At 41.7% G+C, this 24,600-nt stretch carries 22 protein-coding genes; 11 read left to right on the top strand and 11 right to left on the bottom strand.

Going from position 1 to position 24,600, the window contains the following annotated elements; translation table 11 throughout:
- Nucleotides 1-24: 24 nt before the first annotated feature.
- Together ISP07_RS09020 and ISP07_RS09015 are read right to left on the bottom strand one after the other, a co-directional pair.
- Nucleotides 25-1,488 (bottom strand): DUF3360 family protein, encoded by a 1,464-nt coding sequence (locus ISP07_RS09020; RefSeq protein WP_209327428.1) that lies wholly within the window; start codon nt 1,486-1,488, stop codon nt 25-27.
- A gap of 1,169 nt (nt 1,489-2,657) precedes the next feature.
- Nucleotides 2,658-4,781, bottom strand: a complete 2,124-nt coding sequence (locus tag ISP07_RS09015; RefSeq protein WP_054553606.1) for a methyl-accepting chemotaxis protein — start codon at nt 4,779-4,781, stop codon at nt 2,658-2,660.
- 151 nt (nt 4,782-4,932) lie between these two features.
- Here ISP07_RS09015 and ISP07_RS09010 point away from each other — a divergent pair, with 151 nt between their 5' ends.
- Nucleotides 4,933-6,666: a GMC family oxidoreductase gene (locus tag ISP07_RS09010; protein WP_054553605.1), complete on the top strand. Its 1,734-nt coding sequence runs from the start codon at nt 4,933-4,935 to the stop codon at nt 6,664-6,666.
- Nucleotides 6,667-6,693: 27 nt separating this feature from the next.
- Here the strand turns inward: ISP07_RS09010 and ISP07_RS09005 are convergent, their stop codons facing one another.
- Nucleotides 6,694-7,122, bottom strand: coding sequence for an organic hydroperoxide resistance protein (locus ISP07_RS09005; RefSeq protein WP_194441273.1), 429 nt, complete (start codon nt 7,120-7,122; stop codon nt 6,694-6,696).
- A 123-nt stretch (nt 7,123-7,245) separates the two neighbouring features.
- Between ISP07_RS09005 and ISP07_RS09000 the strand changes: the two genes are divergently transcribed.
- Together ISP07_RS09000 and ISP07_RS08995 are read left to right on the top strand one after the other, a co-directional pair.
- On the top strand, nt 7,246-7,677 hold the full coding sequence (locus ISP07_RS09000; RefSeq protein WP_209327427.1) for a MarR family winged helix-turn-helix transcriptional regulator: 432 nt from the start codon (nt 7,246-7,248) through the stop codon (nt 7,675-7,677).
- 93 nt (nt 7,678-7,770) lie between these two features.
- A complete protein-coding gene (locus tag ISP07_RS08995) occupies nt 7,771-8,784 on the top strand; it encodes a zinc-binding alcohol dehydrogenase family protein (RefSeq protein ID WP_209327426.1) in 1,014 nt (337 codons plus the stop codon).
- A gap of 206 nt (nt 8,785-8,990) precedes the next feature.
- On the opposite strand, the gene ISP07_RS08990 is transcribed toward ISP07_RS08995, so the two are convergent.
- The gene (locus ISP07_RS08990; RefSeq protein WP_209327425.1) at nt 8,991-9,392 is read right to left on the bottom strand and encodes a hypothetical protein; all 402 of its coding nucleotides are present in this window, start codon (nt 9,390-9,392) and stop codon (nt 8,991-8,993) included.
- A 403-nt stretch (nt 9,393-9,795) separates the two neighbouring features.
- On the opposite strand from ISP07_RS08990, the gene ISP07_RS08985 reads away from it, so the two are divergent.
- The 4 genes from ISP07_RS08985 (at nt 9,796) to ISP07_RS08970 (ending at nt 13,718) form a co-directional block, all read left to right on the top strand.
- Complete coding sequence (locus ISP07_RS08985) at nt 9,796-10,026, top strand: helix-turn-helix domain-containing protein (protein ID WP_138617797.1); 231 nt, start codon at nt 9,796-9,798, stop codon at nt 10,024-10,026.
- 48 nt (nt 10,027-10,074) lie between these two features.
- Nucleotides 10,075-11,418: an N-succinylarginine dihydrolase gene (gene astB, locus ISP07_RS08980; protein WP_209327424.1), complete on the top strand. Its 1,344-nt coding sequence runs from the start codon at nt 10,075-10,077 to the stop codon at nt 11,416-11,418.
- A gap of 3 nt (nt 11,419-11,421) precedes the next feature.
- A complete protein-coding gene (locus ISP07_RS08975; RefSeq protein WP_209327423.1) occupies nt 11,422-11,931 on the top strand; it encodes a GNAT family N-acetyltransferase in 510 nt (169 codons plus the stop codon).
- A 98-nt stretch (nt 11,932-12,029) separates the two neighbouring features.
- On the top strand, nt 12,030-13,718 hold the full coding sequence (locus tag ISP07_RS08970) for a methyl-accepting chemotaxis protein (protein ID WP_209327422.1): 1,689 nt from the start codon (nt 12,030-12,032) through the stop codon (nt 13,716-13,718).
- Between the two features lie 37 nt (nt 13,719-13,755).
- On the opposite strand, the gene ISP07_RS08965 is transcribed toward ISP07_RS08970, so the two are convergent.
- Nucleotides 13,756-14,196, bottom strand: a complete 441-nt coding sequence (locus ISP07_RS08965; protein ID WP_054553598.1) for a hypothetical protein — start codon at nt 14,194-14,196, stop codon at nt 13,756-13,758.
- 228 nt (nt 14,197-14,424) lie between these two features.
- Between ISP07_RS08965 and ISP07_RS08960 the strand changes: the two genes are divergently transcribed.
- On the top strand, nt 14,425-15,423 hold the full coding sequence (locus ISP07_RS08960; RefSeq protein ID WP_209327421.1) for a DUF4382 domain-containing protein: 999 nt from the start codon (nt 14,425-14,427) through the stop codon (nt 15,421-15,423).
- A 40-nt stretch (nt 15,424-15,463) separates the two neighbouring features.
- Here ISP07_RS08960 and ISP07_RS08955 read toward each other — a convergent pair whose 3' ends face one another.
- Nucleotides 15,464-16,075 carry a MarC family protein gene (locus tag ISP07_RS08955; protein WP_054553595.1) on the bottom strand — a complete coding sequence of 204 codons (612 nt, stop codon included), beginning with the start codon at nt 16,073-16,075 and terminating at the stop codon, nt 15,464-15,466.
- Nucleotides 16,076-16,328: 253 nt separating this feature from the next.
- Between ISP07_RS08955 and ISP07_RS08950 the strand changes: the two genes are divergently transcribed.
- Nucleotides 16,329-17,921 (top strand): carboxylesterase/lipase family protein, encoded by a 1,593-nt coding sequence (locus tag ISP07_RS08950; protein ID WP_209327420.1) that lies wholly within the window; start codon nt 16,329-16,331, stop codon nt 17,919-17,921.
- 34 nt (nt 17,922-17,955) lie between these two features.
- Here ISP07_RS08950 and ISP07_RS08945 read toward each other — a convergent pair whose 3' ends face one another.
- From ISP07_RS08945 to ISP07_RS08935, 3 genes are all read right to left on the bottom strand, one after another.
- Nucleotides 17,956-18,675: an SIR2 family NAD-dependent protein deacylase gene (locus ISP07_RS08945; RefSeq protein WP_138617807.1), complete on the bottom strand. Its 720-nt coding sequence runs from the start codon at nt 18,673-18,675 to the stop codon at nt 17,956-17,958.
- Nucleotides 18,672-19,694 (bottom strand): Kelch repeat-containing protein, encoded by a 1,023-nt coding sequence (locus ISP07_RS08940; protein ID WP_138617809.1) that lies wholly within the window; start codon nt 19,692-19,694, stop codon nt 18,672-18,674. Before ISP07_RS08940 ends, ISP07_RS08945 begins: the two co-directional genes overlap by 4 nt.
- Nucleotides 19,695-19,762: 68 nt before the next feature.
- Nucleotides 19,763-20,392 carry an NAD(P)-dependent oxidoreductase gene (locus ISP07_RS08935; RefSeq protein WP_209327419.1) on the bottom strand — a complete coding sequence of 210 codons (630 nt, stop codon included), beginning with the start codon at nt 20,390-20,392 and terminating at the stop codon, nt 19,763-19,765.
- A 102-nt stretch (nt 20,393-20,494) separates the two neighbouring features.
- Between ISP07_RS08935 and ISP07_RS08930 the strand changes: the two genes are divergently transcribed.
- On the top strand, nt 20,495-21,379 hold the full coding sequence (locus ISP07_RS08930) for a LysR family transcriptional regulator (RefSeq protein WP_209327418.1): 885 nt from the start codon (nt 20,495-20,497) through the stop codon (nt 21,377-21,379).
- A gap of 45 nt (nt 21,380-21,424) precedes the next feature.
- Nucleotides 21,425-21,676: a TIGR03643 family protein gene (locus tag ISP07_RS08925; RefSeq protein ID WP_054553589.1), complete on the top strand. Its 252-nt coding sequence runs from the start codon at nt 21,425-21,427 to the stop codon at nt 21,674-21,676.
- 2 nt (nt 21,677-21,678) lie between these two features.
- On the opposite strand, the gene ISP07_RS08920 is transcribed toward ISP07_RS08925, so the two are convergent.
- Both ISP07_RS08920 and ISP07_RS08915 read right to left on the bottom strand, forming a co-directional pair.
- Nucleotides 21,679-22,995: a methyl-accepting chemotaxis protein gene (locus tag ISP07_RS08920; protein WP_054553640.1), complete on the bottom strand. Its 1,317-nt coding sequence runs from the start codon at nt 22,993-22,995 to the stop codon at nt 21,679-21,681.
- A gap of 276 nt (nt 22,996-23,271) precedes the next feature.
- A complete protein-coding gene (locus ISP07_RS08915; protein WP_209327417.1) occupies nt 23,272-24,591 on the bottom strand; it encodes a methyl-accepting chemotaxis protein in 1,320 nt (439 codons plus the stop codon).
- Nucleotides 24,592-24,600: the final 9 nt, after the last annotated feature.

Here is a 24,600-nt window from a genome sequence, read left to right as displayed (position 1 = left end):
CGCTTATCACCTTACCCTTATATATTAATGCCTAAAGTCAGCCATTAATGCAGGAATACCTGGCAGCATACCTACCATCGCCATCACGCTTGTTAAGATAACAAACATCACTAATGGAATAATCCAGCGGCTCATTGGAGACAGCTCAGAGCTTCGCTCTTTACAACCAATTAAGCCCAAATTGTCGAGCAACATAGTTAATGACCAACCAAATGCAGGGTTCACTAAGGTCGAGGAAAACACCACAATAGCAGCCGATTGCGTAGTTTTACCTTCACGGGTCATTTCCATGCCAGCTTCAAGAAGTGGGATAAACACACCAACTATTAGCGCGACGCATAACACGGGTTGCCAAATAGCTAAATCCATTGGGTAGCCCCAAATACTGGCAATGATACAAAATAATGCCGTTAATACCGCCCCCGCAGGAATTGGGCGTTTAGCGATGGCTGCTGGCACGATGTAGGTTCCCCATGACGAGGTAAAGTTAGAGCCGCCTAACAATGAACCAAATGTCTGGCGGATTGAAGCACTAAACATGGTATCGTCAATGTTCATTTGTACTTTTTCAGTGCGTTCTGGGTAACTAATTTTTTGGAATACTTGATGTCCTAAAAAGTCAGGTGACCACATGGCAACCGCAAGCACCGCGAATGGCAAGACCACTACAAAGCTCTCTAGGGTTGGTAATCCCAGCATCCAACCGGTATTTTCACCCCACCAATACATTGGGTTCATATTTGGTAAACCCGGTGCTGTTTTAAACTCAAACGGCGCCCCCAGTAAAAATGCAATTAAACCGCCAAGCAAGCAACTTAATGGCACGGCTAACCAACGTTTTTTGTAATGCTCAAGTAAGGCGTACAACACGATAGTCGACAAAATCACAATGAAAGCGATATGGGTCATATCAATGCCTTCAGCCCATGCATACAGCTTTTTAACCTGTGAAATCGTACCAATAAAGCCAAGGTAAAGCAGTAAACCGCCACACACGCCTCGGCTGGTTAACCCCGCCAGTAAACTCCCGCCTTTACTAAGCGCCAGTAATAGGCCAAACGCCCCTATCAGCAAACCAAAAGCCATTGGGTGACCACCCGCTGCCACCACTATCGGGATCAAAGGAATAAGCGGCCCATGCGTACCCGCTAAGTTTGCTGTTGGTAAAAAGAAGCCCGAAAATAATAAAATGAAGATCGATACAATTAACAGCTCATAACGCACGTTTTCTAAAATAAAACCTTCGCCTAAGCCCAGTGGCGCTGCAAATGTTGCAGCAATTGCACCCACCATGACCACCTTGCCTATGGTCCCTGCCATGGCAGGGATAGAGTCTTCTAATTCAAACCGATAGTCACGAAATGGTAAATTTGGACGCCAACGCTCAGGCTGCATAATTTGTAATTCGTGTTCAAGGTATTCGTCACGACTCGAAAATTCACTGCTGGGTTTATGAAGATCTTGATAGCTTTGTTGCTTCTTATTCATAAGTTCTCCTACTACCTATCTTTAAAAATTGTGTGAGTTTTTATTATGCAGTTAGGGTAAAGCAGCCTGACGTAAAACACGATTAGGCAAAAGGTAGGGTATGAATTTATAAAATAGGTGTTTTTAATAAACTGAGAGCATCCGAAAATAAATTTAATACATTGATATAAATAGCTTTATTTATAAAAAATGCTTTGAAAGAGTAAGCTAAAGGTTATTTTTCAAGCACATTAACTATTAGTCTAATAAATTGTATGAATAGCAGACAATCAAGTTGTTAAGTCACAGAAGACTAGCGTCACGCTTGCTTGGCGCGCGAAACACGTTTCACGCCTACGTCCAAGGGTTTAACTTTTGAGTGGTGGTTAATTATTCATGACTAAAGTCATTCCTACGAGAGATAGAAACGAGGTGCGAGGTGCGAGGTGCGAGGTGCGAGCATGAGCTTAAGTTTCTTTGCACTATACGACTAGTAATTAATTAACGGCTCTGATAATAATACACTGAATATGGAAGAAAACGAGCTATAAGCCCGTTAAGTTTAATGGAATTACTATCCTAGTGAGGTTCAAATGGAAATTGAAGTAACCAGACCAAAACAATATCATGATAAAATTAGAGATTACACTTTATGGGCCGATTCTAAAAAGATCGGAAAAATCAAACCCAACTCTTTAACCAACTACACAATACCTGACGACGCTAGATTTATCTGGTTCTCCATTGATTGGTGCTCTAGCCCTAAACTTTCTGTCAAAGATATTCAATCAAATAAAGTAACTGTTTCGAACACTATGAGCAGTAACTTACTATCGGGTCTATTTTTACCCATTTATTACGTTACTTTTGGTAAAAATAAATATCTAACAATTACGAGCGATGTATAACCACCCTTAATCGATTTCAGATTCGATTACTTCATCGCATAACGATATTTTTACCCTTCGTCGCGGCATAAAGCCGCTGCGACCTGTAGGCGTCACGCTTGCTTGGCGCACGAAACACGTTTCACGCCTACGGCCAAGGTTTACTTTTGTGTGGTGATTAATCATTCATGACTAAAGTCATCCCTACGATAAATAGATACAAGATGCGAGCTTGTAGCAGCGATTTCACATCGCGTTTTTCTCGCATCTCTTATCTCGCAACTAGAACTTATAGCTCCCTCTCTATTTCGTTTTTAACTTATTCAACTCATCATCTTGTTGTGCAACAAGTGCATTAAGAGTTTGGCTACCATCACCGGCTTGGGTAGATAGCTCAGCGAGTTGTGATGCGGCATCTGAAATTAACGTCAGGTTGCGGTTTATTTCTTCTGTGACCGAGCTTTGCTCTTCTGCAGCCGTTGCAATGTGGGTAATTTGTTGCGTGATTTCGTCTACTTTAACTACAACTTCGTGTAATGCATCAAATGCAACTGAGGTTTCATCTACCGCGGTCTGTGCACGCACAACACCTTGTTCAATAACCTTAGACGCATTACCTACTTCTAGCTGTAAGCTGTCAATTAAACCACTGATGTCATCGGTTGATGAACGCGTTTTTGAAGCAAGGGCCCTTACTTCATCAGCCACCACCGCAAAGCCACGACCTTGTTCACCAGCCCTTGCTGCTTCAATTGCCGCATTCAGTGCAAGTAAGTTTGTTTGCTCTGCAATCGTTCGGATCACGTCTAAAATTTGTGTAATGTCGTTACTGCGTGCCGCAACTTTTTCGACCGCTTGATTAGCCTCTTTAATTTCGTCCGACATGGTTTTAACTTGGGTAACCGCAGACGACAAGCTCGATTCACTGCTAACAACTAAACCATTTATTTCATCGGCTTGTTGCGCTGACTGCTCTGAGGCTCTTGCAACTTCAAGGGCTGTTGCGCTCATTTCGTTCATAGCGGTCACTACGCTCTCAATTTCTTGGAATTGAGCTTGAACGTTGTGCTTAGTATCAACAGCAACACTAGTCGCTAGGTGAGCCTGCTCTTTGGTTTGCGTTGATACATTCTTAAGCTCACCAATTAAATCGCGCAATTTAGCAAGAAACGCGTTAAAGCCAGTTGCTAATGCGATTAGCTCAGCGTGAGTATCAACATGTAAGGTCTGAGTTAAGTCACCTTCAGCACTAGCAAGGTTATCAACGCGCTTTTGAATCTGCTGTAATGGTGCCACAATTGTACGGATCACTAAGGTCATGATCACAAAGGCTGCACCAGCAATAATAATACCCGTCACCAAAATCAAACCGCCTAGTGTGTTGGCATTTTCACTCATGCTATTTGCTAGCGCTTGAGGCCCTTCAAGGGCAAGCTCGGCGGGTACTTCAATCAGTAAGTTCCACTGTGTTTTAGCAAGCTTTATGGTAATTGGGTAGTTAACTAAATACTCATCACCGACTTTAAATACACCACTTTGCTTTTTCGCTTTTACGTAATTGTCTAAAGTGCTTTTAGCCACCGCCTCTTTTAACGGTCTGCCAAGCTTATCTTTGTAATGGCTGCTACCAACCACTAAATCGAGTGAGCTTAATAAAGTGACGCGAGCTTTGCCGTTATACAATTCTTTTGAGAGTTGCTCGGTCATGCTTTGAAATACAGGCAATGTTAAATCAACCCCGGCAACACCAATAAATTCGTTATCACGAAGAATGGGCACAGTTAAAGAGGTCATCATTTCAGAATAACCAGGGGTGATTTCGTATAAGTAGGGTTCCATAATACATGGCACTTTGGTGTCTTTTACACACAAGTACCACTCAGCTTCACGCTGACCAAATTCATTGAGCGTATCCACATATTTTTCAGCCGCATCGTCAACTGCCTGCTGTTCTATGCTGCCATCTCTATTACGAGTAAAGTAGATTTCTAAAGTACCTACACCAGCAACTGAGTGATCATATCCACTAATAAAATTAGCATCTCGGCCATCAAACGCATTTGCTTCAAATTGCGAATAAATAGATGAAAGAATAGTATTTTTTTGTAGCAAAGAGCGATTTAACTCAACCACCGCATCTCGAGTTAAGGTGCCTGCTGCATCGTGATCCCCTAAGATTGCTGCAAATGAGTAAGGTACTCGATAGGCTTCGTTTATGAAACCTGCAACTTGTTCACCATACGCTACGGCATTTGAGGCTAGCTTTTCTTCAACTTCGGCGACAATCAGCTTTTCTGATTGCGCAGCTAAATCTTGGTTACTGCTCGATAATTGCCACCATAAAACACTTGATAAAACAAAAACGGTTATGAAAATGCTTCCAACTGTAAGCCATAACAACTTTTTCGCTAACGCTAACTGCCGCATTGATTCTTCCTGCTACTATTATAAATCACCTTTAGTTTAGACCATTTGACTGGTTTCATTAGGATAAATATAAAAAAAGTATGATTTCTAATAATTAAAAAGTAAGTTAATAATCAGCTAAATTAATAATAAACACCAATAGGCGAAAACAATGCAGCAACACACATTTGATTTTGACCAAATTATTATAGGCTCGGGATTTGGTGGCTCTGTGAGTGCGCTTCGCCTAAGCGAAAAAGGTAACCGGGTTTTAGTACTTGAAAAAGGTCTTCGCCGCGAAGATAAAGAGTTTCCAAAGACCAACCTAGATATCAAAAACTATATGTGGCAGCCAGAAATTGGCCTTAAAGGCTGCATTCAATTTTCGTTTACCAGCAAAGTCGCAGTGTTACATGGCGTTGGTGTTGGCGGTGGCTCACAAATTTATGCCAATGTGCACCTTATTCCTGATGATGAAGTCTTTCAATCTCCTGCTTGGACACGGATAAAATCAGACTGGAAAGACAGCCTCATGCCCTACTATGGCCTTGCACAGCGCATGTTAGGTAGCGCCAAAAATACCTATACCAATGTTGCCGATCACACACTAAAAGACATTGCTGATCAGATGGGGCAAGGCGACTCATTCAAAACCGTGAACACCGGGGTGCTTTTTGCAAAACCCGGCGAAGCCTATAAAAAAGAGCTACCCGACCCATACTTTAATGGCGATGGTCCGAGGCGAAATACCTGCCATTACTGTGGTAGCTGCATGATTGGTTGTCGCCATAATGCCAAAAATACTTTAATGAAAAATTACCTGTACTTTGCCGAACGCAACGGTGTAGAAATAAGACCTAGCTCTGAAGTAATCAAAATCATCCCGCTTAATGCAGATGGCAGCGCCGGATACAAAATTAAAATTAAAGATACCAGCCATCGCAATAGCCATATTTATACGCTGACAACACGGGGCGTCGTGCTAAGCGCAGGGGTCATGGGCACCGTGCCTTTGCTTTTAAAAATGCGCGATAAAGACAAAACACTGCCCAATATTTCAGCTTGGCTAGGCCAGCAAATTCGCACTAACTCAGAAACCCTCACCACCGCGAACAATACCACTAAAAAAGTTGATGATGGCGTTGCGATCAGCTCATTTATTTCGGTCGACAAAGACACCAACATTGAAATTTGCCGGTTTAGAGAAGGCGCTGATGGCACATGGCTATATTTACCTTACGTTCCTATGGTGACAGGCAAAGGCCTCAAGCGTATTGCTAAGTTTTTAGTGAATACACTGCGCCATCCAATAAAAACAGCTAAAGTATTGCGGCCAAAAGGCAAAGCCCGCAGCTCAATTGTATTTTTGGTGATGCAAAAATCCGAGGCGTTTATTCACCTTGAATGGCGACGCAAGTGGTATCGGTTATTTAAAAACAGCATTACTGCGGTGCAAAAAGACAATGACACGCCGCTTAGCGTTAGTTTTCCAAAAGCAGAAGAAGCAACCAAACTCTACGCCGAAAAACTCGGTGGCGTGCCCGGTTCAGCCTTAACTGAAGTGCTCTTTGGTGCCCCAATGACGGCGCATATAATGAGTGGAGTCGCCATGGGCACTGATGCCTCTAACGGCGTTGTTGATAGCTCAGGTGAAGTGTTCGGCTATCAAAACCTACGTGTTATTGACGGCTCAATCATACCCGGAAATTTAGGGGTAAACCCATCATTAACCATTACCGCATTGTCGGAATACGCAATGAGCCAAATACCGGTATTCGATGCAGCCCGAGCAAGCAAGATAAAGCCAATACAATTTAGTGAACCACGCGAAGGTCTAGTATCAGCACTTACTGGTTCAGGCGATTTAGCAAAGTCGATTGCTGAAAAACAAAAAAGCCGTGCATAAAGCACGGCCTATTTTGGTAAATAGCGATTAGATCACTGATAACTCTACAGCAATGTTACCGCGTGTTGCGTTTGAGTATGGGCATACTTCGTGCGCTTTATTAACCAATGCAAGAGCGGTCTCTTTATCAAGATCACCTACCGATACCGCAAGCTTAACTGCAATACCAAAACCTCCTTCTATAGGACCAATTGATACTTCAGAGTTAATGTGGGTATCTGCTGGTAATTTAATTTTTGCTTGGCCTGCCACTAACTTTAATGCGCCGATAAAACAAGCCGCGTAACCAGCTGCAAATAACTGCTCAGGGTTTGTACCTTGACCATCATCACCACCTAACCCTTTAGGAGTTGATAGTGCCACATCTAAACGACCATCGTCTGATTTTGCTGTGCCTTCACGGCCACCTGTTGCTGTTGCTTTTGCTGTGTATGCGACGCTTTGTAGTTCTTTCATGATTACTCTCCTAATTGAGTGAAAATATATTTTGCATGCAAAGTATATTAGATCAGCTTTTTCGGGATTGCAAATACTTTGCATGCAAATTAAAATACTCGTATTGAATTTTGAGGATCGTGCATGAAATACCCACAACTAAAATTAGATAACCAGCTATGCCACCACTTGTATATGGCATCGAATGGGATTGCCCGTGCGTATCGAGATTCTCTCAATCAATTAGATTTAACCTACCCGCAGTACGTAGTTATGATGGCGCTGTGGGAAAAAGATCAGATCAGTATTGCTGAATTACTTGAAAAAACCGCCATTGATGGCGGTGCGATGACGCAAATTTTGAAAAAAATGAGCGATAAAGCATTGTTGTCGATCACTAAGGATAGCCATGATAAACGCAAACGACTCGTGCAGCTCGAAGCCAAAGGCAAGGCGATGCAAGATCAAGCCGCTGAGATACCGTCGCAAATTCGTTGTCGCTTCCCGAGCATTAACGAACAACAAGCACTGCAACTAATTGAATTACTCGATTTAGTAAATAGTGACCTTAATTAACAAAAATTATTTGAAAGTGAATTTGGATTACACCTCTTTTTAATATAATTCTATACGCTATAGTGTTTAAAACTCATCAATACGGACACCATTATGAAAGCATTTGGATACACTACAGCAACCCCAACGTTATCTGACTCATCATTACAAGCGATTGAATTAGCTGATCCCGTTGCGACAGGTCACGACATTCTTGTAGCGGTAGAAGCAATCTCAGTAAACCCTGTAGATACTAAAATTCGCGCTAACGTTTCACCAGACAATGGCTACAAAGTTATTGGCTGGGACGCCGTGGGGACGGTTAAAGCTGTTGGCGACAAAGTATCGTTATTTAATGTCGGTGACCGTGTGTTTTATGCTGGCGACTTAACGCGCCAAGGCAGTAATGCTGAGCTGCAACTTGTTGATGAACGCATTGTCGGTCTTGCACCAACAAGCCTGAGTAATAGTGAAGCAGCCGCCCTGCCCTTAACAAGTATTACGGCATGGGAGCTATTGTTTGACCGCTTACAGATTGAAAAATCTCAAAACAATAAGCCAGCCTCTGTATTAGTAATAGGTGCCGCAGGTGGTGTAGGCTCAATTTTAGTGCAGCTTGCCAAACAGCTTACCAATTTAACCGTTGTTGGTACCGCCGCACGAGAAGAAAGCGCCAACTGGCTTAAAGGTTTAGGTGTTGATCATGTACTTGATCATAGCAAAAACCTTAACGAGCAACGTCTTGCGGCCGACCTGAATGAATTTGATTACGTAGTGAGCTTAACGCACACCGACCAACACCTTGATAGCATTATGGAAGTGATCAAGCCACAAGGTAAATTGGCACTGATCGACGACCCTGCAAGCTTTGATATTTTGAAGTTAAAGCGTAAAAGTATTTCGTTGCATTGGGAGTTTATGTATACCCGCTCAATGTTCCAAACCGATGATATGATTGCCCAGCATCAGCTTCTATCAGAGCTTGCCACCTTGGTTGATAACGGCACAATTAAAACAACATTGGGTGAGCATTTAGGTAAGATAAACGTAGCAAACCTTATTAAAGCCCATGGGATTTTAGAATCTCACAAAGCTCGCGGAAAGCTTGTGTTGGAGGGGTTTGAGTAACGAGGTACGAGTTGCAAGGTGCGAGCTGCAAGGTGCGAGTTGCGAGTTGCGAAGGGAAAGTTAGCGAGAGTAACGTTGCTAGTTGCTAGTTGCTAGTTGCTAGTTGCTAGTTGCTAGTTGCTAGTTGCTAGTTGCTAGTTGCTAGTTGCTAGTCAATATTAGTCTAAAATCAAATTAGCGCTGAGAGTTTAGCGCTAATTTGCTAATTATTTTTCAGGTATATTCTCGAGGAGTTCTTTAATTGATAGCTCACCTACAGTTTGATTTGTGTCAAGTTGAAACGATAGTGCTGATTGGAAAAAAATGTTAATCCCTAAAATGAAAAACAAAGCTGGAATTACCATGTATAAAAGTCCACTAACTTTCCCGCCATCAAACTCTTCTTTTATAATTTTATTGAACAACCGAGTATTAATATAAAAAAGATATAGCGAAAGACCATACAAGCACGCTGAAGTAGCTCTATGAATTACATTAAAATATTCGACAGAGCTAACATAGAAAAAACTTTTGGTAGCTAAGAAAAAGACTAATCCACAGAGACCAAAATTCCTGATAGTATCAAAAATATCTTTAACTTTTACCTTATCATCATCCCATCTACTCATACCAATTCCTTGTCCATACTTTAAATATAGGAGTAAAACTTCAATTACGATTATCAGTAACAAACATCATATAGTTAACATCACAAATCAACAACAACAGTTTCATAGGCAATGCAAACACGCATCATTAAAGTGCATTACTGCATTTGCCTTTCACTATTTTAGTGCCTGATTTTAGGGACACCCAAACCACCACAAATTAACCTATTGATTTTTAATGAATTTGAATTTAATAAAGGGTTGGCACAGATCTTCCAATAGTGAGTATGAACTGGCACTAACAAGGAGACTAACGTGACTAACTTCTTTCACACTCTTTATCTACTTTGGCGATTAGACATCAGCACATGGCATATACATGAAGCAAACGATCCGCATAATGTTGCTGATTTGGAGCGTCGCTATGTTAAATAATGACCCTGCATTTGTTGAAGCGCTAAAAAAAATTTCGGTGCACCAACTGACAATCACCGAAGCGTCTGAGCAGTACCACATTCCTAAGCGTGTGTTGTATAAAGCCGCACGACAGCAACAAGTTAAACAGAACAAACAAAAAGCGTATTTAATTGCCACTCAGAAACGCCTTCAACAAAGTTTGCGTCATGTCGAATTAGAGTTAGCTGGCTTCAGCTAAATAACTTCTGTATGGTTAAAATACATGCACAAAAATGATGGACAAAGTATGCACGCAGTAGAAGTTAATTTTGATGGCTTAGTGGGGCCTACTCACAATTACGCGGGATTATCGTATGGCAATGTCGCTTCACTAAGTCATGCCTCTTCACATTCAAACCCTAAAGAGGCTGTACTTCAAGGCCTTGAAAAAATGAAGGCGATGCACGAGTTAGGACTAGAGCAAGGTATCTTTGCACCTCATGCTCGCCCCGACATTAATGTGCTAAAACGACTGGGCTTTACAGGCACCGATAGCCAGATTATTGAAAAAGCATTTAAAGCCGACCCAGTTTTACTGCGAGCTTGTTACAGTGCATCGGCCATGTGGACAGCCAATGCTGGCACTATCTCGCCTTCAGCCGATACTCTTGATGGCAAAGTACACTTTACGGCTGCTAACTTAAATAATAAGTTTCACCGCTCGCTAGAACCCGTTACAACTACAGCATTATTAAAAGCCATGTTTAACGATGAGCGTTACTTTAGCCATCATACGCATTTACCTGAACAAGGCTTTTTTGGTGATGAAGGCGCCGCAAATCATAATCGATTATGCGACAGCCATGCAGATACAGGGCTTGAGATCTTTGTTTATGGGGCAAGTAGTTTTAATAGCGCCTTACCAAAACCTGTTAAATTTCCTGCAAGACAATCTCTTGAGGCTTCGCAAGCAGTTGCCCGTTTGCATCAGCTAAAGCCAGAAAATCAGTTATTTATTCAACAAAATCCAGATGTGATAGATCAAGGTGTCTTTCATAACGATGTGATCGCTGTGGCCAATGGCAATGTACTTTTATGCCACGAACAAGCCTTTTTGCACCAAGCAGATACGCTAAAACAGATTAAACAAGCCTACCTTGGCAACAAGCCGCTACATATTATTGAAGTGCCAACCAATAAAGTGAGCATTACAGATGCTGTAAGCAGCTATTTATTTAATAGCCAATTAATTACCTTAAGTGATGACAGCATGATGCTGGTTGCACCTAAAGAGTGTCAGCGCAATCAAGCTGTTCACGATTACATTCAAGAAATGATTTTGGCTGATAACCCTGTTCAGCAAGTGCGCTTTTTTGACTTGCGCCAAAGCATGCAAAATGGCGGTGGCCCTGCTTGTTTACGCTTGCGTGTTGCACTCAATTCGGACGAACTAGCCGCGGTCAATCCGGGTGTACGATTCAGCGAAGAAAAATATACTCAATTAGTAAGTTGGGCGAATAAGCATTATCGTGACTCGTTAAGTAGTGACGACTTTGCCGACCCGATGCTTTTAACCGAAAGCTATCAGGCACTTGATGAGCTAACCAGCTTACTTAACTTAGGTTCTGTGTATCCATTTCAACAAGAATAAATAATGAAAATTAAAGCTGTGCATTCTATAAAAGGGGTGTCGAAATCCCTTAATAATTTGCTGATTGATAGCGTGGCCAGTGGCGCATCAATTGGCTTTATTGCTCCTTTATCATTACAGTCAGCACACGACTACTGGCAAGGGGTTGATAAAGATTTAGCAACGCCTTACCGTAGGCTTTACCTTGCCCTAGATGGTGATACGGTGATTGGCTCAGTGCAGCTTTCTTTATGCGCCAAAGCTAATGGCGCTCACCGCGGTGAAGTAGAAAAGCTCATGGTGCACAGCGAATATCAAGGCCAAGGAATTGCAAAACAATTGATGAATAGCCTAGAGACCGACGCGCGTATTTTAGGTATTCAATTACTATTACTTGATACCCGCCAAGGTGACACTGCCTCATATTTGTATCGTAAACTCGATTATATTGAAGCTGGCACTATTCCTGGATTTGCGAAAAGTTCCTCTGGTGAATTTGATGCAACAGTGTATTTTTATAAGCAGGTCGCATAAACCAGCTTCAATAGCCTATCGATCTAACCATAAAGTCGACTAATAAAACTTTTGAAAAGTACTAAACTAGTACTGCGGATTTTTATTAGGAGCGATAAATGGCGCTATCAATACAGCAACGGGTACTCTTTCTAGCCCTACTTCCCCCTCTACTCATTGCAATTATGCTGACACTCTACAACTATGTGCAATCAAAACACAGTGGTGCACAAACCGTTGAAAGTTTTGCAACACAAATGGAAAATGACCGTAAGTCTGAAGTTAGCAATTACCAAAAAATTGCCATGAGCTCGATTGCTAACCTCATCGCACAAGATGATGGCTCTAATACTGAGCAACTACAAAACCAAGCAAAAAGCATTTTACGTAATTTGCGTTTTGATGATGCTGGCGATACTGGCTATGTGTTTGTTTATGATGTAAAAGGTGTCAATATTGCCCATGGCGTTAACACCTCTCTTGAGGGTAAAAACCTTTATGATTTCAAAGATCCTAATGGGGTTTATCTGATACGAGAGCTGATTGATGCTGCAAAGAACGGCGGTGGTTATGTGCAGTATTCTTGGAAAAATACCAATGGCAGTGTGAATCCTAAGCTCGGCTATGCCGCTTTAGTAGCAAAATGGAATTGGGTGCTAGGAACAGGTTTTTGGATCAGTGGTCTTGAGCAACAAGTCGCAGCGACAGAACAACGCGTTAATGAAGGTATCGATAATGCCTTTATAAACACCATCATCGCTTCTGTATTTGCTGTCGCAATTACCGCAGCGATTGCAGTGGTGGTATCGCGCAGTATTACTAGCCCTTTGCACACAACCGTACTAGCAATGAACGATATATCACAAGGTGATGGCGATTTAACCCAACGTTTAATGGTGAAACGAGACGATGAACTCGGCAAACTTGGCAGTTCGTTTAACCGCTTTGCCGATGACGTTGGTAAAATGGTTATTGATATTCGCCAATCATCGCAATCGATGAATCAAGCGTCACATAAGCTCAACGAGCTACTTGCCAATATGCATGCAGGTATTAATCGCCAACATGAAGAAAGTGAACAAGTTGCAACCGCAATAAACGAAATGTCGGCGGCGTCAATGGAAGTTGCACGCAGTGCGCAAGAGGCCTCAACTGCTGCTGAGCATGCCGATCATTTAGTCAAACAGGCTAACAACCAGTTGCTCATTGCCATAAAGGTGATTAACGGCCTTGCTAGACAAGTTGATGAAGGGGCGAATGCGGTCGATCAGCTTAATCAACAATCGAGTCAAATTGGTAGTGTGCTTGATGTGATCAGAAACATTGCCGAGCAAACAAACCTACTAGCACTAAATGCGGCAATTGAATCAGCCCGAGCTGGTGAAGCGGGTCGTGGCTTTGCGGTGGTGGCTGATGAAGTGCGAACGCTTGCAAAACGCACGCAAGATAGCACTCATGAAATAGAGGCGATGATTGAGCAAGTACAACAAGGAACAACAACTGTAAATAACATTATGCAGTCAATCAAATCAGGCAGTGCAACCAGTGTTAATGAAGCGGGCGAAGTCGAAAAAGCACTCAATGAAGTATTGCTTTCGGTTAACACTATCACGTCACAAAATGCACAAATAGCCACAGCTGCTGAAGAGCAAACATCAGTGTCTGAAGCGATTAACCAAAACATGACGACCATTGTCGATATTGCGAATAAAACCGCCAATGATACCGATGTAGCCACATCGTACATGCACGAGCTGATAAACACAGCAACTCAGTTAGAACAAAATGTAAGTCGTTATAAAACCTAATATCTAGCGCCATAGTTAAGCAGGTAAATGTGCCTGCTTAACAAAAGTCATTGGTCTTTTGTAAGTTCTTTAACCAATCAAACAAATCGTTATCGTAGCGCTTTAAGCGTTGTTGGTGTTTGTCATTAAGGCTATAAAAAGGCGCAAAGCAAATATATTTTTCACCCATAACAAGCACTAATCGCAAACCAAAAAACGAGTAATGGTGAATAAATTGCACTTGTCTTGCATGCATATGGCGACATTGCCCGAATAAGTTGCGGTAATGCACACCGTGGCGGCATACCGTTAAATTGCGTTTTGAATTGAATACAAGTACCGCTAATAGTAATGAAACAGAGCACAACAAAAAACTAAAAAGTAAATTACTTACCTCTGATTTACTATTCATAAACCCCACTAGTAAAAGCATATTAACTGCACTTAATAATGCCCAGCTCATAAGCTCAAAGCGCTTTTCCAAGTCAATGACCTTCATTTTTGTTCCTCGAATTTATTTTTTGCGATGGTGTCAGCAAAATGTGGAAGGAAAATGGATTTACCTAAAAAGCATTCTAAATTTGCAGTTATTTTTTATTCTGACTTTCAGCTTGTTACATAAAAGGTACAAAGGTGTTAATCGAAACTTACTATTAGCAATTCAAGTTACATTAAGTTTTAGTTATTACACTGCTAATAAATTTTTAGAACACAAAGGGAAGAAATGATGAACTTTAAAACTACATTACTTAGCAGCGCCGTTTTATTTGCACTTGTTGGTTGTGGCTCAGATAACGACAAGAACGACTCGGTTGATCCTCAGCCGCAAACTGCACAGTTCACATTAGGTGTGTCTGATGCACCAGTGACAGGTTTAAAAGCTGTAAATGTTGTGTTTGATTCAATCACATTGAAAACCCAAGGTGGTGAAGAATTCACGTTTGAGACCCGTGAAGATGATGATGAAACCATGCCTGAAATGGTTAACTTATTAGACTACACAGGTGATGATGTATTTTCTTTATTAGAAGATGAAGAAGTGCCTGCTGGCGAATATCAATGGATCCGTGCAGATGTGATCAATGGTGACACAAACGATTTAACCATGACTTCGCATGTTGTTTACGAAGATGACAGCATTGCACCACTGGTTGTTAAACGTAAAGGCAACGATGGTGTCGGTGAAATCCAACTGGATGGCTTTACCCTTAACCAAGCTGGTAACGACTTTGTTATTGAATTTGACCTTAAAAAGTCATTAGTTGATCCACAAAATAATGATGAGATCTTCTTAAAACCACGCGGTGTTCGCTTAGAAAACCTTGCTGAATCTGAAGATATCGAAGGCACTGTAAGCGACGTACTTATCGCTAACTGTGAAACAGATAATATCGATATAGCACTAGAAGATGGCTCATTCGGTCATGCTGTTTACCTATATAGCAGCGATGTTGAAATGCCAATGGACAACTATGAAGTTAACGAAGATGAAACACCATTAGATGCACCTCTTGCAACGGCGGATGTTGTGTTCGATAGCGAAGATAACCAATACGAATTTGAACTTGCGTTCATTCAACCAGGTGACTATCAACTTGCTTATACCTGCGCAGCGCACATCGATGACGTAGAAACGCAAGACGAAGCATTTACGCTTTATCAAGTAAAACCTATTACAGTAACACCGGGTGAAGACTTAGACGTGTCTTTCACTGTTTCTGAATAATATTGGCATACCCCATTAAAAAGCCCGCACTGCGGGCTTTTTAATTATTGGCCACCCATTTAGCGACTCCTAGTGCTTCCATCACAAACTCAACAGATAATGCAGCTAAAATTAACCCCATAATTCGCGTTAGTATCGATGCACCGCCAACCCCAATAACTTTCAAAATTCGCTCACTTAATAACAGCAATAATAAAGTGATCAATAACACTACCAGCATTGTTATTGCCGAAATTACTTGTTCCTGAACGCTATAAATATGGTTATCGGTAATTAGAATAACCGCTAAAATTGCACCCGGCGATGCTGTTGCGGGAATTGCTAAAGGGAATACAGAAATATCGTGCTGTGACTCAACATCACCTTGCTGGGCCTCCTCAGCAAAAATCATTTGTAGACCGAACAGAAATAAAATAATGCCACCAGCAACTTGGAACGACAACAAACTAATACCCATTGCAGTTAACAGCAACTGCCCTATGACAATCGCTCCAATTAATACAATGGCAGCATAACCCACCGTTTTAAAAGCAGTCTTTCGCCTCCTATCGGCAGGCAATTTAGCTGTTAAAGCAGCAAACAACGCCATTGTGCCGATAGGGTCTATTGTTGCCCAAATGACTAAAAAATCATGCAAAACTTTATCTAACATATGTACCTTAAAATGAGAATACACTCCTTTTACATTAGCAATTTTTTGCACTAATAAGTATTACACAGATCCTTGAGTTATTGAGCTGCAGATTTTTAGAGCCTTTTTGTAACGATTTAATGACAGGAAAACTCTTTATTAGCCAAATACTAAAACCAGCATAGCCTCCCCTTGTAGCTATGCTGGTTTTCTCGTTGTTACTATCTGAATATGTTAATATTATAAGCCTTACCCAAACAGCCTAGGCTTTGTTATGACATCGCGTATTCTCAAATCGATTTTTTACTCATCTTTTCTATTAGGCTCTGCTGTATTTTTGCAAGGTTGCCAAGAACAACCTCAATCAGATCAAATTGCCGTCACTGGCGGGCTTATACAAGGGCAAAAAGAAGGACGTTTTATTGCCTATAAAGGCATTCCGTATGCTGCAGCTCCGGTGGGAGAGTTACGCTGGCGAGCACCGCAACCTGTGTCCAAGTGGCAAGGTGTAAAAGCACTTAACGATTACGCGCCTGACTGTATGCAAAAGCCGTTTGTAACCGATGCAGCACCGCTGACAACAACCCCTTCGGAAGATTGCCTTTATTTAAATGTGTTTAAACCCACTAAACCCAGCGATGCTCCTTATCCCGTTGTTGTATGGATACACGGTGGTGGCTTTGTAAATGGTGGCGCATCACCCGCTGTTTACTCGGGTGAAAGCTTTGCTAAACAAGGGGTTATTTTTGTTAGCTTTAATTATCGCCTAGGCCGATTTGGCTTTTTTGCGCACCCTGCCCTTAGTCGTTTTGAGAACGATGCACTGGGCAATTACGCTTTGATGGATCAAATTGCAGCCCTTGAATGGGTGAAACAAAATATAGCTCAATTTGGTGGTGATGCTGAAAAAGTGACACTCATGGGTGAATCTGCAGGAGGCGCATCGGTACATGCGATGATGCAAACCCCTGCAGCTAATGGCTTATTCCAGCAAGCGATTATTATGTCAGCGGGAGGACGAGAGCTATTTAAGCAGTTGCCACTTAATAGTGATGATGAAACCGTGTTAAGCGCCGAAAAAATTGGCGAAAACTTTGCCAAACAACACACCATTTTAGGCAGTGATGAAAATGCCCTTGCTGCACTACGTGAGTTATCGGCACAAGACGTGGTTGATAACCTAAATTTGAGCACATTAAACCGACAAAATGATGATGAACCTACGTACGTTGGCGGGCCAATTATTGATGGCACTATCATCAATTCTGCGACAGAAGCGCGCTTGAGTAAAGGTACATTTAGCCATGTCGCGACTATGGTTGGCACAACAGATATGGATTTAGGCTTTGCTAATTTTGCTTCTAAAGATGCGCTATTCGCGAGTTTTGCTCCGTACAGTACACAAGCAAAAATGACTTACGATGCAAGCGGCGAAACGCCATTGCCTTTACTCAATTACCAAGTTGGGCAAGATGCTTTGATGCAAGAGCCTGCAAGGTTCGTTGCAAAACGTGTGACAGATATGGGGAAAGATGCCTTTTTATATCGTTTTGGTTATGTGGCGCAAACTTTAGATAAACCCGGTGCAGAGCACGCCAGCGAAATCCCATACTTTTTCAATACTGTGGCTGCTAAATATGGGCACGTTACCACTGAGCAAGATAAGCAAGCTGCTAAAATAATGCACCGTTATGTGACGAACTTTATTAAATTAGGCACACCAAATGGCCCAGGTTTACCGACTTGGCAAGCATATCAAAATGATGAATCTTTTATACTGCAAATGAGTAAGTCAGGGACTGCAGAGTTTTTACCGGACCCCTTACAAGCGCGGTTAAACATCACAGCAACAAAAGCTGAAAAGTAATAATTAAATAAGGCGCTTAATAAGCGCCTTATTTTTATCCTTGCTGCTGAACATACTCAAGCGCTGTCATCTTGTGGTATGTCACATTAGGATGAAATACATGAGTAGGATCTGGGTCTACTACTTCAATTGGCGTGCCTTGACTGCGTGCAATATCGAGTGCCATTTGCGTAATATTGACGCTAAACGAGGTGCCGATAAAGACGATTTTATCGGCATCGAGCATGCGCTGTTGCGCCTCAGAAATTCGATAAAGTTCAGTGTAGTATTCGTCAAATAACAACACGTAAGGCTTAAACGATTCGTTGAGCTTAGGGCTTTCATTATTAATATTGAACACCTCAAGCAAGGAGTGGTGGAGGTTATCTTCGTTGACTTTATCCCACGGTGCGTTAAAAGCCATCACATCGTCACCTTGATGGTGAAACAGTGTCATTTGATCTAAGCGACCATGAATAGCAATAAAATCAGTGTTTCCCGCTTTACCATCAAGGCCATCGATATTTTGCGTAATGAGATTTTTATCACTCAACCAATGATGAACCTCATTAGGGCCGTGATGGCGATAGGTTGCAAAACGATGATAATACCAAGCTAAAAATTCGCGAGGGTTGTTTTCGTACATAGCACGGGTTGCCATTTCCATCGGCGTATAATTTTTGCTACCAATGGTCCAATAACCATCTTCACCACGAAAGGTTGGTATACCGCTAGCGGCACTCACTCCCGCTCCAGTAATATAGAGTGTATTCATAGAGATAACTTTACCTTGTAACCAAGCGCATCGGCTGTCACTTGTTGATTATTGTCCATACCACCCAGACGATACAAACTTCCTTGGTGCTCTAATAAACCTCGATGATCCATACTCGCGGTATCGGCTTTTGGCATCACCTGCCAGGTGTTTTTGTCAACATCAAAGCGCCAAACATGATCACTCGCTGGTGCAGGTTTGCCATCGTATCCCATGCCATTGTAGTTATATGGGTTATCAGAGCCTCCCATCATATAAATATCGCCATTAAAACTGGTTGCTGCCATACGGTAATGGGCAACACCTGTAGGGTGCGGCACGGTACGCCAATCTATTTTTAATGGGTTATCAGCATCAATCGTGCCTTTTAAACACTGTGCAACAGCAGCAAAAGAGCGGCGCTTATCAGCATTCGCCTGTGTTTTAACGCCATCACACACCAATAGAGTGTTTCCACTAATTGCCGCTGCTTGGCCAAACACCGGTTGACCTAAAAACGGCGAAGCCTGTTGCCAAGTATCTGTTTGCGTATCATACACTTGTACTAAGTTAACATTACCATCGTTATGCCAACCACTGACCAAATAGATATAACGCTGCTGGTACTTAAGTGCCACACTGTCATCCACCGGAACAGGCATACTGGCAAGTTGCGTATATGAATTAGAGAGCACATCATAGCGATATACATCGGGTGTAGAGATTTCTTGATGATCGGCGCTAACGGTATATCCACCAAATACATAGGCATGCTTACCCACACCTACTGCGGTACTCGCCAAACGGCCAGTAAGGGGCAATGTACTTGGTACGGCTTTAGCTGCTTGCCACGCGTTATCGCCCACTTTAAGGACCCACACTTTATTGTGAACATCGGTATGTGCTTTGCCTGAACTCAAGCCCATAAAGCTTAGGAAGTAAGCTTGTTCATCAATAACAACTTTGGCGACAGCATTGTTTGCGACGGGTTCAGGTAAAGCAGGAATGGTTGCAAGTGCAATAGAAAATAACAGACTCATAAATTAAACAGGTAACTTAACACGTCGCTTAAGAATACCATTTTATGAGCCTGAATAAAGGCTCGCTATTAGTAAGCAATACTAATACGTTGATTTAAATGCGCTGCCGACTGTGCTTCATCAAGCATCGCTTTAGCATAATCAGTAACTGATATTTTGCTTTCGCCATTTGCATCAGTAAAGAAGCTGTCGCCACCAACACGGTACGGGCCTTCTGACTCCCCAGGGTAAATGACCGCTGCCGGTGATACAAAAGTCCAAGCTGTATCTGCTGCTGATGCTCTAAATACATCAAGTGCCTCACCTTGAGCAATGGCTTCTGCTTTGTATTCAGCAGGAAAATCTGGGCTTGATACCAGAGTTACACCGGGTGCCACTTCTAAGCTACCTGCACCGCCCACCCATAAAATGCGTGTACCAGTACCTGCAAGCGAGTTTAGTAATTGCTTTGCCGTGTTTGCAACAATTTCATGATTCCCTAAAGCACGACCACCAATTGCCGCAATAACAACATCACTACCTGCAGCTGCAGTTGCGATATCGTCTTTAGTTAAATCAAATTCAGTCACAGTGACGTTATCTTGGGTTACTTTACTTGCGTCTCTAACTAATACATTAACTTGATGACCACGTGCGATTGCTTCTGAAGTAATGTGGCTGCCAATCCAACCTGTTGCGCCAATAACTGCTAATTTCATGAGGAATTCTCCGTTGTTTGTTTCAATGATTGCAGTTTACTTGTTCACCAATTACTGATAAATACACTATATAGATACATATTGTTTCATTTTAAGATACCAATGGATAAACTCACTTCAATTACTAGCTTTGTCGAAGTTGCCCGTACAGGCAGTTTTACTCAGGCTGCAGAGCATTTAGGTTTAAGCCGATTACAAGTTTCTAGGCATATTCAAGATATTGAAAAGTGGCTAAATTTAAGATTGTTTCATCGCACAACACGCAAAGTGAGTTTAACAATTCAAGGCGAAGAAGCCCTTAGCTATTGCCAGCAAATATTAAATCAAGTGTCTGATTTACAAAGCCGAGCACACAGTCATAACAACGAATTGGTAGGTACCATTCGCGTTGCCTCCCCGATTGGGCTTGGCCAACATAAGCTATTTGATGCCATTGAAGAGTTTACCAAACGCCACCCGCAGACGCGCTTTGAACTGTTACTTTCAGATAGTTTATCGCAGCTGGTTGATGACCGCGTTGATATCGCTTTGCGTTACATCCACCAGCCCGATGAAGGTCTTATTGCCCGTAAGCTAATGTATATCGCAACCGCCGTATGTGCCTCTAACGATTATTTAGCTGTGCACCCACAGATTTTTGAGCCGAGTGACTTAACCGCACACAATTGCCTTGTTCATAACAAACACACTATTTGGCAATTTCAACACGGCGACAACACACAAAAAGTGACCGTGAAGGGCAACATTGTTGCCAACGATATGGGGGTGCTTCTAAAAGCAGCAAAACAAGGAATCGGGGTGGCTCACCTACCATGCGATCTCGCCAATGACTATTTGGCATCGGGTGAGCTTGTAAAAGTACTGCCAGAGCATACTACTATGGGCTCTCACTTATGGGCGGTGTATTTATCGCGTAACTTCCAACAAAATGTGGTGAGAGCGTTCATCGACTTTTTAGCAGAGCACTGGCAACACGATATTTTATAATCTAAACCTGCTGCAAATACGTATAAGCTACAAAAAGGAGCCGTAATGCAGCACTTAGATCATGAAGTATCACGCATCATAGAGATGGCGTGGGAAGACAGAACCCCGTTTGAAGCAATAAACCAACAGTTTGGTTTAAATGAAAAAAACGTTATTGCACTGATGCGTGAGCAATTAACGAGCTCAAGTTTTAAACTCTGGCGAAAGCGCGTATCAGGGAGACAAAGTAAACATATTAAACTTCGCCATCCCGATATTTTAAGAGGTTATTGTAAAACTCAATATAAGCACAGGTAACACTATTTAAGTTGGTCAGCGAACTGACCAACCGCATCGACCACTTTTTGTGCGCCATTTTGAATATCTGACATAACTTTGCCAGATTCAGTTGCTAGGCTGTAGCCTTGTTCAGCTTTGCTCTTACCTTGTTCTATAACTTCAACTGTGTTTTGAGTCAGTGCCCTGTTTTGCTGTACAACATCAACAATTTCAACAGTCGCTTTTGAAGTACGTGAAGCGAGTTGTCTTACCTCATCAGCAACAACAGCAAAGCCCCTTCCTTGTTCGCCAGCACGGGCGGCTTCAATCGCTGCATTAAGCGCTAATAGGTTTGTCTGATCAGCAATACTACTGATACTTTGAACTATATTTGCGATTTGCTGAGACTGTTTATCAAGTGCTGTGATCTCATTTGCTGCTTGTTCCATTTTATTTGCAAGTTCATCCATAACACTAACCATATTACTGAGTACTTCAGCCCCTTGATGAGCGATTTGATCAGTTTCAGTCGAGGTACTATAAGCAATGTCAGCTGCTTGAGACACAGCTATTTCACGATTTACTTGATCAGTAATCACCGTTGCAAACTTAACAACCTTATAAAGCTCCCCTTGTTCACTAAACACAGGATTATATGTGGCTTCTAACCACACGGGATCACCATACTTATTAACACGTTTGAATCGAGAGGAAACAAACTCACCTTTTTGTAGTTTCTGCCAAAATGCCGCGTACTCTGATGAGCTTGCTTCTTCAGGTGAACAAAACATACTATGGTGCTTACCAATAATTTCGTGTTCTTTATAGCCGACACCCAGTAAAAATTGCTGATTTGCTTTTAATACATGACCCGTTAAATCAAACTCGATTACGGCCATAGAGCGATGAATTGCTTTTACTAAATCCTGGTTTTCGCGTGACGATTCAATCGTGCGTGTTAATGCATTTGCATGCAATGTAAAATGAAGAAATTGGTTTTGCTTATTTACCACAGGATGAACGAACACTCTTAGCCAAGCCTCTTCACCTTTAGCATTGACCAACTGAACGGCTCCTGCCCATGGCTTTTTGTTTTGTAGTGCGTGTTTAAAGTTCAGATAGTGTTCTGTTTTTCGCGCCAATTGCGGCACTAAATCAAGTAATGCAATCCCATCAAGTTGATTTGCGCTAAAACCCAGTTCAATTTGAACTTGGGGATTAGTATCAATAACACAGCCTTTGCCATCAAGCGTTAATGTAAGCATTAGCTCATCAAGATTTTGCTTTATTTGAGAAACCCTAAATAATTCGTCTTCAAGATTGGTTATTTTATTTTTTAGTGGCTTGGTAGAAAACATGGGGTACATCACTTCATTGCTAAATTAAAATTCAAACAGTGAACTCATTTACTTAAAAAGTTACTGAATATTAAACTATTACAATATATCCCTATATTTCTATGATATGGAGTTTCAAGAAGTGAGACAAGGTATTCCTTCCAATTCGCAAAAAATAGGAGAAGCTTTAAGGAAATTGAACCGCATTGATAACACAGCAAAATTTCGTTATTAGGTTGCTTATAATACTCTACAGCTGCATCAATGCAGATGCCTAAGGCTTATTGCAAATTAAAATCACTTATTTAACTGGTTAGCAAACTGGCCAACTGCATCAACAACTTGCTGTGCTCCATGCTGAATATCTGCCATTACTTGTCCTGATTCATTCGACAAAGCAAGACCTTGCTCTGCTTTGACTTTCCCTTGTTCTATAACCTTTACTGTATTTTGAGTTAATGATTGATTTCGCTGAACAACTTCCACAATCTCTTCAGTTGCTTTAGATGTCCGAGATGCTAATTGCCTAACCTCATCTGCAACCACCGCAAAACCACGGCCTTGCTCACCTGCACGAGCAGCTTCAATTGCAGCGTTAAGCGCTAATAAATTAGTTTGATCAGCAATACTACTAATGCTTTGTACAATACTTGCTATATGTTGCGACTGCTTATCTAAGGCTGCGATTTCTTGCGCCGCTTGCTCCATCTGTAAAGCAAGTTCATCCATAACAGCCACTGTGTTTTTAAGTACTTCAGCTCCTTTTACAGCGAGTTTGTCGGTTCCTGTTGAGGTACCGTAAGCAATCTCTGCCGCTTGAGAAATTGCATGCTCACGATTCACTTGTTCAGTGATCACAGTTGCAAATTTCATTACTTTATAGAGATCCCCAAAATCATTAAAAATCGGATTGTAAGAGGCCTCAAGCCAAACGGTATTACCAAACTTATCAACACGTTTAAAGCGAGACGCTATGTACTCACCATTTTTTAAACGCTGCCAAAATTGCTCATACTCAGTAGAGTTTGCTTCTTCTGGTTCGCAAAACATTCTGTGATGTTTACCTTTTATCTCTTTTTCGGAGTAACCCATCGCATTATAAAAATGACTATTTGCACTTAAAACATGACCCTCTAAATCAAATTCAATAACCGCCATAGCACGGTGTAACGCTTTAATAATGTCTTTATGTTCTCTTGCGGTAGCAATTGTATCGGTTAGTAAAGTGGCATAAATTGCGAAAAATAGAATTTGATCTTGAGGGCCTTTTACTGGGTGCGAAATAATTCTAAGCCACTCTGTTTTACCACTTTTGTGATAAAACTGCAGCGCCCCAACCCAGTGCTTACAATGCTCTAAAGCAGAAGAGAATTGGCTAAATTGTTCAGTAGATTTGGACTCATTTGTAATGATGTCAAATAGGTGCGTGCCAGGGAACGCATCTTTATCGTAGCCAAGTGCTTTGATAAAGTTCTGATTTATATAGGATACCTCGCCGCTTTCAAGTACATTAAGCGAAATCATTTCTTCATTCAAGCCATCACGCACCTGCTGTAGATGAAATAACTCTGTCTTTAACGACACAAGCTCAGAGTTTACTGACTTACTGAAAAACATAGGATCCTC

The organism is Pseudoalteromonas sp. PA2MD11, from assembly GCF_017808125.1.
Taxonomy (GTDB): domain Bacteria; phylum Pseudomonadota; class Gammaproteobacteria; order Enterobacterales; family Alteromonadaceae; genus Pseudoalteromonas; species Pseudoalteromonas simplex.
The sequence above is the reverse complement of the archived record's forward strand: the minus strand, read 5'-3'. Positions and strand labels throughout refer to the sequence as shown.